Source organism: Methanobacterium sp. BAmetb5 (assembly GCF_003491305.1).
GTDB lineage: Archaea > Methanobacteriota > Methanobacteria > Methanobacteriales > Methanobacteriaceae > Methanobacterium.
In genome coordinates this window covers 1,040,001-1,055,000 of sequence record NZ_CP022706.1, presented here as the reverse complement: position 1 = coordinate 1,055,000, position 15,000 = coordinate 1,040,001, and the positions used below count along the sequence as shown (strand labels likewise).

Annotated in this window: 10 protein-coding genes and 1 CRISPR repeat array (2 of these 11 running past the window's edge); all 10 genes read right to left on the bottom strand. The window is 33.0% G+C overall.

What is annotated here, in order from left to right; genetic code table 11:
• A protein-coding gene (prf1, locus tag CIT02_RS05110; RefSeq protein ID WP_292614623.1) for a peptide chain release factor aRF-1 crosses the window boundary here: on the bottom strand, positions 1-313 show its 5' end (the start). Its footprint begins 917 nt before the window's first position; 313 of the gene's 1,230 nt are visible here — the first part of the coding sequence; it begins with the start codon at positions 311-313; its stop codon lies beyond the left edge, outside the window.
• 405 nt (positions 314-718) lie between these two features.
• A CRISPR array of direct repeats spans positions 719-7,747; the repeat unit is 30 nt; unit sequence ATTTCAATCCTAAAATAGTCTGATTTTGGC.
• A gap of 354 nt (positions 7,748-8,101) precedes the next feature.
• Positions 8,102-8,365 carry a CRISPR-associated endonuclease Cas2 gene (gene cas2 / locus CIT02_RS05105; protein WP_048071796.1) on the bottom strand — a complete coding sequence of 88 codons (264 nt, stop codon included), beginning with the start codon at positions 8,363-8,365 and terminating at the stop codon, positions 8,102-8,104.
• A gap of 3 nt (positions 8,366-8,368) precedes the next feature.
• Positions 8,369-9,337, bottom strand: a complete 969-nt coding sequence (gene cas1b, locus CIT02_RS05100; protein WP_292615048.1) for a type I-B CRISPR-associated endonuclease Cas1b — start codon at positions 9,335-9,337, stop codon at positions 8,369-8,371.
• 18 nt (positions 9,338-9,355) lie between these two features.
• Complete coding sequence (cas4, locus tag CIT02_RS05095) at positions 9,356-9,874, bottom strand: CRISPR-associated protein Cas4 (protein ID WP_292614620.1); 519 nt, start codon at positions 9,872-9,874, stop codon at positions 9,356-9,358.
• Positions 9,875-10,264, bottom strand: coding sequence for a type II toxin-antitoxin system VapC family toxin (locus tag CIT02_RS05090; protein WP_292614618.1), 390 nt, complete (start codon positions 10,262-10,264; stop codon positions 9,875-9,877).
• The gene (locus CIT02_RS05085) at positions 10,261-10,494 is read right to left on the bottom strand and encodes an AbrB/MazE/SpoVT family DNA-binding domain-containing protein (RefSeq protein ID WP_292614616.1); all 234 of its coding nucleotides are present in this window, start codon (positions 10,492-10,494) and stop codon (positions 10,261-10,263) included. Before CIT02_RS05085 ends, CIT02_RS05090 begins: the two co-directional genes overlap by 4 nt.
• 249 nt (positions 10,495-10,743) lie before the next feature.
• Positions 10,744-13,296 carry a CRISPR-associated helicase Cas3' gene (gene cas3 / locus CIT02_RS05080; RefSeq protein WP_292614614.1) on the bottom strand — a complete coding sequence of 851 codons (2,553 nt, stop codon included), beginning with the start codon at positions 13,294-13,296 and terminating at the stop codon, positions 10,744-10,746.
• Entirely contained in the window at positions 13,244-13,960 is a 717-nt protein-coding gene (gene cas5b, locus CIT02_RS05075) for a type I-B CRISPR-associated protein Cas5b (protein ID WP_292614612.1), read from the bottom strand. The genes cas3 and cas5b overlap by 53 nt, the downstream gene beginning before the upstream one ends.
• A gap of 11 nt (positions 13,961-13,971) precedes the next feature.
• Positions 13,972-14,877: a type I-B CRISPR-associated protein Cas7/Csh2 gene (gene cas7b, locus CIT02_RS05070; protein ID WP_292614610.1), complete on the bottom strand. Its 906-nt coding sequence runs from the start codon at positions 14,875-14,877 to the stop codon at positions 13,972-13,974.
• Positions 14,870-15,000: the final stretch of a TIGR02556 family CRISPR-associated protein gene (locus CIT02_RS05065; protein WP_292614608.1), read on the bottom strand. It continues 1,705 nt past the right edge of the window; the window shows 131 of its 1,836 coding nt (coding positions 1,706-1,836); its start codon lies off the right edge, out of view; its stop codon occupies positions 14,870-14,872. The genes cas7b and CIT02_RS05065 overlap by 8 nt, the downstream gene beginning before the upstream one ends.

Genomic DNA, 15,000 nt, shown 5'->3' with positions numbered 1-15,000 from the left:
TCTTCTCAGTTCCGGGCCCTCCCCGGGGGATCATGCCCACAAATAACACCAGACCCCTTTCTGGTGGCTTGGGGAAGAGCTTCATACGCTGCATTATAACTTCAATGGCAGACTGAACATTCTTTTTTGTCTGTTTACTTTTAATATTGGCACTTTGGCTGAGCTCTTCACGCATGTGCTTGACCACATCACTAATCTGCTTATCCGGTGGTATGTAAACCGACACCAGCTCAGTACCCCGACCTTTTTTATCGGAGAGTTCTTTCAGTGTGCGTTTAACCTCATAAAGTTCGGTTGATGATGGTTCGGACATTCAATATCGCTCCTAAACTGATAAAATGTTATAAAATGTGTAACTTATAGTTTTAATAAATTTAATTAATTAATTTCAATTGATTTATCCAAATTTACGTCAATTAATCAATTTATTGGTTATAGAATACTTGCCTGGTTATTCTGGGGCTGCTACTCTAATACGGGGAACTATGTTCATTTTAAAAAAACTTCCTTTCCTATCCTTGTAAAATATTAGAATTTTATTATATTGCTATGTTATCTAAACTTTTTAAGTAGTATGGTTTACATTGCCATCCCTTGAATTAATACTTAATGATCTAGATGGTTAGCAGGATATCAAGTTAAGGCCAGAGTAGCTAATCCGATGATAACTGCACAGAGTAAGCACACTAATGAAAAAAAAAGGATTGATGAGTAATTATTTGGCCTCCTAAAATAGTCTGATTTGGTAAACAAACCAAGGTTGATACCACTTTCATTACTTTCCGATTTCAATCCTAAAGTAGTCTGATTTTAGTGACAATACCTTTGATTAGGGTTAGTTAATTCATATATATTTCAATCCTAAAATAGTCTGATTTTGGCGGTATGGACCTTCTTAATGGACCTTCCCAGAAGGATATTTCAATCCTAAAGTAGTCTGATTTTGGCCCCCTGCCAGTTCTTTTATTAGTTCTTCCTTCTTTTATTTCAATCCTAAAATAGTCTGATTTTGGCAGTGAAAGAAGATTTCACCCCATCATATTACTCCAAAATTTCAATCCTAAAATAGTCTGATTTTGGCAAGCAACAGTTGTATCTAAGTGAACATCCATTTCCATTTCAATCCTAAAATAGTCTGATTTTGGCATTTACTATCACTGTACCTCATTGCAGATGGTGAACCATTTCAATCCTAAAATAGTCTGATTTTGGCCCCATAAGTGATATGTATAATAGTTTAGTTGAAAGTATTTCAATCCTAAAATAGTCTGATTTTGGCGTATAAGGGAGTTGATCGAGTATGTTCCCTGTACCTGATTTCAATCCTAAAATAGTCTGATTTTGGCCTTTAGGAATGAATTATCAAGAGGGGTTATAGCAGAATTTCAATCCTAAAATAGTCTGATTTTGGCTTAATTTAGTTGATAATAAATATGATGGGGTATACCATTTCAATCCTAAAATAGTCTGATTTTGGCTCAAGTGTTAGGCAACCCTAACATTTGAAAGATTGAATTTCAATCCTAAAATAGTCTGATTTTGGCATTGAATATCTATCTAAATGGATGGTATATTAAGGAATTTCAATCCTAAAATAGTCTGATTTTGGCCAGGGAGTGGGGCATATGTAACTATGGCCCACTTAGATTTCAATCCTAAAATAGTCTGATTTTGGCAAACCCAAAATATATCAAGGCCTGGTTGAAAATTTAATTTCAATCCTAAAATAGTCTGATTTTGGCTTTATCTATTAATAAAAATGGGTTAATGATTCATAAATTTCAATCCTAAAATAGTCTGATTTTGGCGGCCCTGGATTTATATCATTCTACTCTAATGATATTAATTTCAATCCTAAAATAGTCTGATTTTGGCTTTTATCCGCTCTACGATTGGAAAACCGCCGACATCATTTCAATCCTAAAATAGTCTGATTTTGGCACGTGGCGTAAAACGATATGATGAATTAACCTGTACTATTTCAATCCTAAAATAGTCTGATTTTGGCTGTGCAATAGCTTTCCCGCCGTTAATGATCTGTTGAATTTCAATCCTAAAATAGTCTGATTTTGGCAAAAATTTGTGCAAATATTTTCAAATCGTCTAGTATATTTCAATCCTAAAATAGTCTGATTTTGGCATGGAATTTGAAGAATTCATACTCCTGTTTGCTGAAATTTCAATCCTAAAATAGTCTGATTTTGGCGTGGCTTATTCTCCAGGTAATCTGCAAAGTCTTTAAATTTCAATCCTAAAATAGTCTGATTTTGGCTCTCGCTTAGTGTTTTTAAGCCTACCATCATCCTTCTATTTCAATCCTAAAATAGTCTGATTTTGGCATCCGATTCACCTCTCTAAGGGTTCTCCTGAGGATATTTCAATCCTAAAATAGTCTGATTTTGGCATGGAACAGTGATTAACTCCTAAAGTTTCAGTTAAATTTCAATCCTAAAATAGTCTGATTTTGGCTTTAGCGCTCATATTATAAAAAGGAGGAATAAACTAATTTCAATCCTAAAATAGTCTGATTTTGGCCGGGGACAACACCAATACAAAATACATTTTCATGAATTTCAATCCTAAAATAGTCTGATTTTGGCTTAGGCGGTATTTCTGTTTTTTAAGGAGAGTTAAAATTTCAATCCTAAAATAGTCTGATTTTGGCCAGCGGTTGCAGTTCCTGATGCAGATCCTCCTTCTAATTTCAATCCTAAAATAGTCTGATTTTGGCCTTCAGAAACTGAAAAATCTTAGTCCCGTTTTTTACATTTCAATCCTAAAATAGTCTGATTTTGGCCGTGTAACATTACTCAAAGAAGCGGCAGACTTTGCAAATTTCAATCCTAAAATAGTCTGATTTTGGCCCATGGCCATTACCTCTATAATTTACCTGCGATTATATTTCAATCCTAAAATAGTCTGATTTTGGCGTTCCATTTCCTTCTTCAACGATGAAATTAAAATATATTTCAATCCTAAAATAGTCTGATTTTGGCTTGACATCGTTCTTTGCTACAAAGAGTCCTTTTTCTACATTTCAATCCTAAAATAGTCTGATTTTGGCAGTGAAAAGGAATCGCTGTTTGTACTGCAAAGAACAATTTCAATCCTAAAATAGTCTGATTTTGGCGTCTGGAATTAGATATAACCAAAGAATCAAATTTTTATTTCAATCCTAAAATAGTCTGATTTTGGCACATTCACAAGAATTTAGACAAAGAATGAGCCTAATATTTCAATCCTAAAATAGTCTGATTTTGGCGAGCGTATCCGCTCTGATATGCGTGATATGACTGCATTTCAATCCTAAAATAGTCTGATTTTGGCATTCCATCCCCACTGTGAACCAGGGCCAGGGGTTGTATTTCAATCCTAAAATAGTCTGATTTTGGCTACTTGTGAAGAAATGCACAAGTAAACTGTCTGAGAATTTCAATCCTAAAATAGTCTGATTTTGGCTATAATACACTTCGCAGGAAAGTTGGTAAACTCAACATTTCAATCCTAAAATAGTCTGATTTTGGCATAGAATGAATAAGTGCTCTGCCCTTCCCGTAGTTGTTATTTCAATCCTAAAATAGTCTGATTTTGGCAAAAGTAAAAGGAAAGTGGACTTCAGCTTTAAAGCTAAATTTCAATCCTAAAATAGTCTGATTTTGGCCATCTACAAAGCTCCTAAATATTGTTCTTTGTGTAACATTTCAATCCTAAAATAGTCTGATTTTGGCCCAACTAAAGGTGGCCTCAATGTTTTGACTTTTTTATTTCAATCCTAAAATAGTCTGATTTTGGCCTAACCGACGCAAACATCAAACAAGACACCAATTATATTTCAATCCTAAAATAGTCTGATTTTGGCGTATGATTGATTCAATATTCGCTTTGTACTGATCATATTTCAATCCTAAAATAGTCTGATTTTGGCGGGTGTCCGTGTCCGTGTCCATTGTTAAAATATTACTATTTCAATCCTAAAATAGTCTGATTTTGGCACCAGTAAGCCACACTTTCAATTTCATTCTCTGAAATTTCAATCCTAAAATAGTCTGATTTTGGCCGGTTATTATCTCAGTTGCATTGGTAACTTCTATAGATTTCAATCCTAAAATAGTCTGATTTTGGCTAGGAATCCTACACCTGTATTACTGCATATTAGGATTTCAATCCTAAAATAGTCTGATTTTGGCAACTTTATACCTATTATAATCCATTAATGCCACTTTATTTCAATCCTAAAATAGTCTGATTTTGGCAGGCACTTTGTCCGGCTATAATGAATGAGGATGACCATTTCAATCCTAAAATAGTCTGATTTTGGCCAACAATTGTCAAATCAGGGTTTAATTGACTCCAGTAATTTCAATCCTAAAATAGTCTGATTTTGGCCACGCTCCCATAAGGCACCATAAATTCGGCCCGTGGTATTTCAATCCTAAAATAGTCTGATTTTGGCCTCATTATCCCTAAACACGTGGTGGGCCTTTTCCCAATTTCAATCCTAAAATAGTCTGATTTTGGCTTTTAAACGACCATTATGAAGGTGATTATTTTTGAAATTTCAATCCTAAAATAGTCTGATTTTGGCGTGATCGAGGTGTAAAACAACACCATCATCTTTACATTTCAATCCTAAAATAGTCTGATTTTGGCACTGTCCTCACTGCCATCATTATAACTCATTAGTCGATTTCAATCCTAAAATAGTCTGATTTTGGCAACAAATGCTGGCATTGCAGTAGCCATACCGCCTTGTTCAATTTCAATCCTAAAATAGTCTGATTTTGGCAGTATATAATCAAAGTCACTGAGGGTAAGGAAGACCATTTCAATCCTAAAATAGTCTGATTTTGGCCGTTTCAGAAAGACTTTTACTAGTTTTAATTATTATAATTTCAATCCTAAAATAGTCTGATTTTGGCCAAACCTGGATCAGTTATTCTACAACTCTACTACACATTTCAATCCTAAAATAGTCTGATTTTGGCGCCTTCTCCTTCATCAACCGTAAGTATGGATGACCATTTCAATCCTAAAATAGTCTGATTTTGGCCCACTGTGCCGTAGATGGTTATGTTGTCCTCATCTGATTTCAATCCTAAAATAGTCTGATTTTGGCTATTAATTGTCCTTCATGTTGTCAGCGTTACCTGAAATTTCAATCCTAAAATAGTCTGATTTTGGCTGGCGTTATGAACATGAAACCCATCTTTGGGATTAATTTCAATCCTAAAATAGTCTGATTTTGGCACGGAAACATCCTGCCCTGAATGCTTATTACATTAAATTTCAATCCTAAAATAGTCTGATTTTGGCATCCTTATCCAACAACTTTGAAGCCAGTATGGTTGCATTTCAATCCTAAAATAGTCTGATTTTGGCCCCGTGATCCTCTATGATTTTTATCACATCTTTAAATTTCAATCCTAAAATAGTCTGATTTTGGCGAGATATGCTTCTCCCTATCCTCATTAGTGTTACACATTTCAATCCTAAAATAGTCTGATTTTGGCGAAACTAATATGGAATTTTTTGTTAACGCTGATAACGATTTCAATCCTAAAATAGTCTGATTTTGGCTTTACCAGTTGGCTTACCCAGGTCATCCAATATAGGCATTTCAATCCTAAAATAGTCTGATTTTGGCAGAGTACACACAACCACAGCTGATATTGAATTAAGTATTTCAATCCTAAAATAGTCTGATTTTGGCCCTTAGTTGAAACATAAAACCTTTTACTTCCAACCATTTCAATCCTAAAATAGTCTGATTTTGGCGAATTAAACCCAGATTATCATCCTTTAATCCATGAAATTTCAATCCTAAAATAGTCTGATTTTGGCTGGTTACTTTGGCTTTGACTGTTTAGGAGGATATAATTTCAATCCTAAAATAGTCTGATTTTGGCCCTTTTCCGGTTTGTGCCTTTTTCCACCCTGCCATATTTCAATCCTAAAATAGTCTGATTTTGGCCCTAATTTAGCTAATAATTCCCCCTCTATTTTAACATTTCAATCCTAAAATAGTCTGATTTTGGCCGACAATCCAAATAAATCTATTATTATTATAACTTAATTTCAATCCTAAAATAGTCTGATTTTGGCCTCCCACAGAACCGGTTCGGCTGTTCCCCATGGGATTTCAATCCTAAAATAGTCTGATTTTGGCTTTCATAAGCCCACCGAGCGTTTTTAGGGGTTCTTATTTCAATCCTAAAATAGTCTGATTTTGGCTGTGGTTGTTGTGTGTTGTGTTTTTTCGAGTATGCCATTTCAATCCTAAAATAGTCTGATTTTGGCATTCAATGGATTAGTCTTTGCCAAGTTCTGAGGTTCATTTCAATCCTAAAATAGTCTGATTTTGGCTATTAGTCACCCACATGGCCAGTTTCAGTGCTAAAATTTCAATCCTAAAATAGTCTGATTTTGGCCTTATACTGAGAAGTTTTACACAGCAGGTAAAAGTGATTTCAATCCTAAAATAGTCTGATTTTGGCGACTACGAGTAAATCAGTTATCATGTCGCCAGTTAAATTTCAATCCTAAAATAGTCTGATTTTGGCAAATCGGCATCACACACAAGGCATGTCCATTCTCCATTTCAATCCTAAAATAGTCTGATTTTGGCACCATTCCTCAGCAATTAAAACTAAAGCTGTAGATACATTTCAATCCTAAAATAGTCTGATTTTGGCGATGTTGAATAATTAAAACTTTTTACCCCCCCATATATTTCAATCCTAAAATAGTCTGATTTTGGCTTCTCATTCAGAGTGGAGCCAGTCCGTGAGGTCTACATTTCAATCCTAAAATAGTCTGATTTTGGCATACTCTGAGATTGTTGCAGCAAGGCCCACAGTTGCATTTCAATCCTAAAATAGTCTGATTTTGGCTTGTGGGAGGTCTTCATAAAGAATATAATAGTTTTCATTTCAATCCTAAAATAGTCTGATTTTGGCATGTCTGGGGTGGCATCATGGATTATATCATTTATATATTTCAATCCTAAAATAGTCTGATTTTGGCAGCCACCAACGGCCCATTCAAGATAAGAACAAATGAATTTCAATCCTAAAATAGTCTGATTTTGGCGACTTAGGGCGGCTTGACCCCTCCCTATTGTGATAGATTTCAATCCTAAAATAGTCTGATTTTGGCTTTAATGTATCCTAACTCGTTCCCATAAGCATCATGATTTCAATCCTAAAATAGTCTGATTTTGGCGACCTGATCCGGAAGTTGACCGATGACCTTGCCCGATTTCAATCCTAAAATAGTCTGATTTTGGCGATGCTTTTCTGGTCGATCTCCCGCTGCACTTTGCATTTCAATCCTAAAATAGTCTGATTTTGGCTGATGAGTTCGTAGTCTATCCGTTTGGTGGATTTGATTTCAATCCTAAAATAGTCTGATTTTGGCTCCATACCAGGGGGAACACCCCGCTATGATGTAGTAATTTCAATCCTAAAATAGTCTGATTTTGGCCTTATGAGAATAGGTATTGTTACCAAGTGGGTGACATTTCAATCCTAAAATAGTCTGATTTTGGCGAGTTCACACCCACCGCACTCCAGAAGAAGATAGATATTTCAATCCTAAAATAGTCTGATTTTGGCATTAAACAAAAACCCATACCCTGCACTCATGAAATCGATTTCAATCCTAAAATAGTCTGATTTTTGCATGTCTGGGGTCGCATCATCGATTATATCATCTATATATTTCAATCCTAAAATAGTCTGATTTTGGCAGGCGGGAAATTTCGCCTATTTGGCTTAATTCATCATATTCTTTACTCTTTCAAGGTACTTAAATTGTCGGTGTTTAATTAGGGGTTTACTTTATATGGTAAGACGACGTTCTCTAATGAATTTTTATAGTTTTATACTGAAAATCTATTTATAATATTTAAAATAGGGATGTTTTAATAAGAAGTAGATGCTCAGAGATTCATAGAATGCTCTTTATTTCTTTATTCTATTAAAGTAACTTAAAATAATTTTATTATAATCCCAAAATTTGTTCAAAAAACGACTGTAAAAGAGAGATTTTTATAAGAAAAAGAATTATTTAAATAACCAAAATAAAATTTAATAGGTAGAAATTATAATATTCCGCTTATCGGTGCTTTTTCAATCCCCAATACCTGTCTTTTAAATGCTTTCTCACTTCTAACTGTAAAAATTATTACAGAATCTTCATTCTTGTTTATGATGTCCTTTAAGCCCTTCTTGATTATTTCAAGTTCACTTAATGTAATATCTCCCTCAAATACCGAGTTTTGTATCCAGTTAAGGTGTTTCCTGAGGTATCCTTTGACTTTATTGACTCTTTCCACCTTAATATCATAAACAATAATGGCATACATAATTTACCACCACATCACAAATGGTTTGTACTCCTCACTACCTATCAAATGTTTAATTAATTTATAAGCTTCTAATCGTATTAATCGGCGGTATGAAACTTTCCTATTAAGTTTACGATGTTTAATGGTTTTTTTCAGGCGTTCATCATATTCTTTGATGAATTTTTTCCTTCCCTGATCATTTAAAAGGCAGTAATTAAGGTCACGCTCAAAATCTTTTTCCTGCAGCATTTTCTTATTTATTAGATAAAATATCAGTCTATCCACCAGTATAGGTTTGAATATTTCACTTAAATCCAGTGCCAGAGAATATCTTCTTTCGGATGGCTCGTGAAGATAAGATATTGTGGGATTCAGTTGGGTGTTGTAGATCTCAGTGAGTACGGTGGAGTAGATCAGGGAGTTACCGAAACTCATTAGGGCATTGATCATATTCTCCGGAGGTCTTCTGCTGCGGCCTTCCATTTTATAACCATCAGGTAATATTAAATCCATCTTTTCATAGTAATGAGCGCGTATCCTTCCTTCCACATTCATGAATTCAGTTATCTCCCTACAGGAGTCCAGATCATTTAAGATTTCACCTATACCATTCTCAATCTTGTAGTAGGAAAGAACCTTCTGCATGTTATGGGCTGCACCTTCCACAAATTTCCCTGCAATTATAATTCGTTTTTCGTGATCCAGGTAATTTTCAGCCTGTTTAATGAGCAGATCACCCGATAACAGTGTTTCTCGAGGGTAAAAGCTACCATCATAGAATCCGTAATAGTTAAAAAAGTGTATGGGCACTCCTTCCTTGGCTAAAAGGTGAACTGCCTGGGAGGAGAAGCTCAGAGAACCGTAGGAGTAGATAGAATACATCTTGCTAATTGGTATGGGTTTTTTACCATCCTTGTTATGAAAATAAAGGGTGTTCTCTTTTCTTTTTAAGATTCCATCCGACATCAGGTAGTAATTTTTTTTCAATATCACATCCCCTATTAAATTTTACACAAAACAAAACTCATAATAAGCACACCTGCGACATGCCGGTCTTCTACTGGGTGCAGGCATCTCCTCTTTAAGCATATTACCTATTCTTTTGGTAATATTATGTATCTCCTGTTGATTTCTCTCATCAAGTTTTAGGGTTTCTCTTCGCCTCAGTTTAGGGTAATCAATGATTCCTATGGCATTTTCAATTCCCTTCTTGTTTTTTAGATAATACAGGTAATAGAGAAGCTGGTAGTGATGGGCTTTACTCATCTTTTTGCTCTTTTTAACCTCGTGGATCTCCAGGACATCTCCTTTACGTATGAAGTCAAAACTGATCAGGTTATCAATGGTTTGGTCCCTTTTATCCCGTTTATAGGAATCTTGGTGGAGTGTCTTTCCCAGTGAAACAAGTTCAGACTCCTGTTCCATCTGGATATGATGAGAAAAAAGCCATAATTTGGTCTTGCAAATAAAATAGTAATTGATCTGGGTTCCAATTATTCTGAGTTCTTTTTCTGAGTCTGAGAACATTTAATGTATCCTTTGAATTCCTTTAACTTTATCAAAATCAGAATCAAAAGAAACTATCTTTTGGATATTGCAATTTTTCATAATCTCGATTGTTACTGAATCAGTCAAAGAAAGAGTTCCATCATACTGAAGATAGGTGTAAATGGCATGGTCGTAAAGAGATTGTTCCTGAGGGAATATCTTGCAATTATCCTTAATATTATCATAAATCATCTTACCCGCTTTTCCACCAGCTCTACCCCCTATTATAGTAACAGTCTCCGAGATTATAAGGCCAGATACCATTTTTTGAGATTTTTCCAGTTTAGGAATTAATTTCAGAGCTTTATCGTGCCATTGGTCATTTTCCAGGACAAGGGCAATAAAAAAAGAAGAATCAACGAATATCAAATCTTTTCTCCCCTCTGGAACTTCTTCTTAAGTTCAACAGCATCGGTGGGTTTGCCCTTTACCATTCCTGCAATATCTTGAAAGGTTACTTTCTTACGGAATTTGATTTCTACTCCGTTTTCAGTAGGTCTCCATTCTAAAATGTCTCCCGGCCCAACATCAAACTTTTTTCTTATATCTGAGGGAACTACAGTTTGAAAGCCCTTTGAGATTTTGGTTTCTGAAGTCATATTATCACCATTTGAAATATTGATTTTCAAAGTATTTATTTTTTTCAAAGTGAAACTACTTCTCAAATGATAATCTTTTATAAGGTTTCTGATTTTTTACTCAACTTTTTGAGTCAGTCTTTATAGGGAGTTATTCAACTTTATGAGTAAAATTCAACCAAATATCATAATTTTCTTTAATTATTATAGGAACAGCCTAAAAGCCGTTTTTCTATTTATTAAAGAAAATTAAATGGTTCAATCCTACTTTTAAATCATTCTCATGTCAATATCATTTGTGGGTGGACAAAACCCCACATCTAATCTGTACCATTCTTCTAAATCCTTTTTAGGAACATATTTATAATCTTCAATTCTTCCAATGTAAGGTAAATGCCCTATTTCATCTTCCATTTTTTTATTACAACTAATTGATAGTGTAAATAAATTAATGTCCTTTTTTATTTCTAAAAGCTTATTTTTTCTTTCGAATCTTTTCAATTCTGTTTGTATTTCTTCCATGTATTCCCTGATTTTTTTAGCTTCTTCATTAATTTCTATAAAAACGGATGTTTTTGGTATGTCGTTTTTAATTAATTGGAATTTAGAAGTGTCGGAAAATTCTAATCGTATTAAATGTTCCATAATCTGCCTAGAATCATCATAACTACCTCTTTCTTTAATTAAACGGTAATATTCATCAGCTGCATTCATAGTGAAATCTTTTTCGGATATACTTCCACCCGTTCTAGTCATGATTTCTTTGGTAGCATCAATGAGGACAGAATCATAGACATATTCATGAAATCTTTTGTTTTCATCTTTCAATACAATCGTATTAAATGAACCTTTTTTCCCTTCATCATTTCTATTGCATCGTCCTGCTGTCTGGATTATTGAATCTAAAGGTGCTAAATCACGATAAATAATGTCTACGCTGACATCTACGCCTGCTTCTACTAATTGTGTTGTTATAATAATTTTCCTTTTTTTATCATGTTTAATGCGATCAATCCTTTTTAGACGATATCTCGGCAGAACATGAGTAGTCATATTTATAAGTTCAAACCCATTGAACTTACAAATTCCATCGTTATCTACAAGTCTTTCCTTATCAGTTAGTTTATATTCTTCAGAAAGTCTTTCTTTTAAATGATTATATAACTCTTTAGCAGAATTAATCGTGTTTAACACTACCATAATGTCATTGTCTTTTTTTTCAATAATTTCGTCGAAAATTTCTTCTTTAAAATCATCAAAATCTTTTTCATTTAAATCAAAATTAAAATTAACTCTATCGAAGGCTTCAAAGTACATATCTCTATTTTTTACAAGTTCTTTGATTTCTTTTTTGTCAAAAATAAGTGGTTTGGTGGCTGTTATTAATATGATCCAACAATTAAATTTTGATGCAAGATATTTCAACATGTTATTTAACAAAAGCCAGTATCCATTTGGAATTGCCTGTATCTCATCTAAAATAATTATAGAGTTAATCATATTATGAAATTTTCTAGCCGCTCTATTCTTATTGGTAATTAAACTGTGAAAAAACTGGATAAAAGTTGTAATAACTACTTCAGAATGCCAACCTTCAGTTAGAAGCAATGATTTATTTATATTTTCAATAACATTGAGTTCATTATTTTTTTCTTCTTTATATTTGATATCAATTAAATGATGATGCTTTAAAAGTAAATTTGAAGGTGTATTCTCTTCAACATATTTCTCTTTTTCCTCTTTATCCATTTCAAATAATTGTTCCCACCCTTTACCATCTCTTCCAGCTAAAATTTCAGAAATAACTGAACTGTTTTGATCGATAATACTCAAAAATGGCAATGAATATATTATTTTTGGATTAAAACCTTTTTCGTCCTGAACTTTATCCTGAAGACCTAAAGCAAATGAAAAACTAGTTAATGTTTTCCCAACCCCCGTGGGAAGATTTATTGAAAATATTCTGTCTTTTCTTAAATCTATTTCTGGAAGCTGCGAATTTACTTCTTGATAAGCCATTTCTCTTATCTGATTGATTTTCTCGTGATCTTTAAATTTAACAGCTTTATACTGATCTACTAAATCTTTTTCTAGTATTTCAACTCTTTTAGGAATTGGAGTTTCGGAAGCATCTAGTTTATCTGCATCGAGTAAAATAGAATAAAAAAAGAGAATCCAAAAGTAATATTCTAACTTTTTCTCTCTAAATAGCTTTTTAACATTGCTACGTATATCTTCTGTAAATTTTGGGTTTTTAGTTATTAATACATGAAAAAAGTCTTGTATTTCAGAATAAGACAATATATCTTCGTAAATATGGTTTATTTCGTCTAAATGGTTTTTATTTATATCTTTTATTTGTTCAACAACCACATCAATTTTATTATTCTCATTAAGTTTAGGAATTTCATTATGCTTTAAGTTTTTAATATTCCCATGATGTTTGTTTATAACAATCCACGAAATTGCAGGTAAATACCAAAATTCATCATATACTCCGTTTTTTTTTAAATAATCTTTTACTAAATAATATCCAAAAAATGATGAAACGAAACTATGATATGTAAATTTGCTATTTTTTTCATGGTTATGGATATATATCTGAAAAAAAGTAGTAGACTTTCCAAAATCATGTGAAATGCCATTTAAGTAAGCTATTTTGGATATTAAATCTTTATTTTCAATAATTTTTGAATTTACAATATTTTTAGATAATTTGGCAACGTTACAAAGATGGTCTACTAATCTCTTTTCAGGGTGAGATTTCAATTTATAAGAAAATGACATTTTCTTCTCCAATCCTCCAAAAAGAACCAGTTTCAATTGTAATAGGTCTTCCAGTTTGTTCCAACAAGACATTTGAATATTCTTTGACACATCTTTCTGAATTCATGTATAATGGCATATTTTCATTACTCCACCTCATTCCCTCTTTTAAATCATCAATTTTAACTTTGACATCATTTTTACTTATTACACTATCTATTTGGCTATTTTTTGCTTCTTTAGCAATTATATCAAATTCTCCAACATAATTAAAATTAGCAATCAGTTCACTGATGCCTAAATAAGGGGTATATATTGTTTTATGGCTTTCAAGATAATATTTAAGTTTTTCATGCATTTTTGTCTCTCTAAATCGGAGGTAAACTCTGTAATGAGGTGTTTTTAGAAATTCATAGGGAGTTGGAGAACGTGGAGTGCCTTTTATATCCCACAAATAAAATCCGGCATCCGTTTTTATGATGTTAATGTTTAATCGAATTTTTTTTATTGGTTTCATTATTCTAATCGAAAATTCAAAATTTTCTCTTGAGAGAGTGTCATAGTAAGAGTCTCTCTGCAATCCTAATATGGCTGCGACCAAGCCACTAATTGCTGTACCCGTGGGAATAGAATAAGTAAGGGGAGATGTTGTTGTCTCCATTTTACGAAAATGCCCATAGTCTCCCCAAATATCAAATACAAGTGCTTTATTCAATGCCATAAAGACCACACTTATAAATTTAATTCCTTTATTTCTACTTCAAATGAAGTTTTTAAGTCTGAATTAAGTTTCAAACCATTAACTTCAAATTCAACTCGCTCAATTTTATCTTTATTTGAGTTAATTGTTTCTACTAATTCAGAAATATTTAATTCAGCTTCGGAGATGCTTCTTAAACTTTTTTCTCCAATATCTTCAGCTAGAACAAGTTTAATTTTTTTATCGAGATCTCCGATATGGAAATTATCTTCTTTATAAATTACTCTTAACAACAATCTGGGCATTTGCCCAATTTTAGATCTTGTAATTATGTTTTTAGTTCCATTCCAAAGTCCATCCATAAGTAAATCAACATCAGCTTCAGATAGACCTGTACTTTTAGCGGCATTTTCGTTTATTATACCATAAAATGAAATCAAGGAATAGGGGAGAATTTGAGTTTCAATGAAAGTTCCTCTTGTAACATTTTCTTTAGAGGGCATCACACTAGTTCCTTTGATAGTTTTTGGTTCTACTTTATGCAGAGATTTTCCAAATTTGAACTGAACGGGCCCTATCCAAGTCGAAGTCAGGTTTTTAACAGCAATTGTAGCTCCAAAAAGCCTCAAATCAATATATTTTTCGAGTAATTTAATTCCATCTTCTTTTGATTTTATTTTAAGATCTTTAAGACGATCTTCTCGAGTTTTTTGTGTTCCATCTGCATTAATTTCTTCTATTATAAAAATTTCTTCATTTAAAAATTTATATAAATAATCTCTAATAGTTCTTTTAAGCCTTACATCTGTAACTATATTTATTTCGGTTTCTTCATCGATTCTAGGCCTATTTTCGTCCATTGGATCTCCATTTGGATTAGCATTCTCGATGTCGTATAAAAAAATTATTTCAGATCTGTTTTTAACAACTTCACTCATTTTCATCACCTTTACCTTTAAAGATTCCACCTAAATTAAGTCCTAATGTAAAATAATAACTAATTTCATCTTTTGATATGTCCCACCCATTTTCCTCTGTTTTTAATAAATATTCTGAAGTTA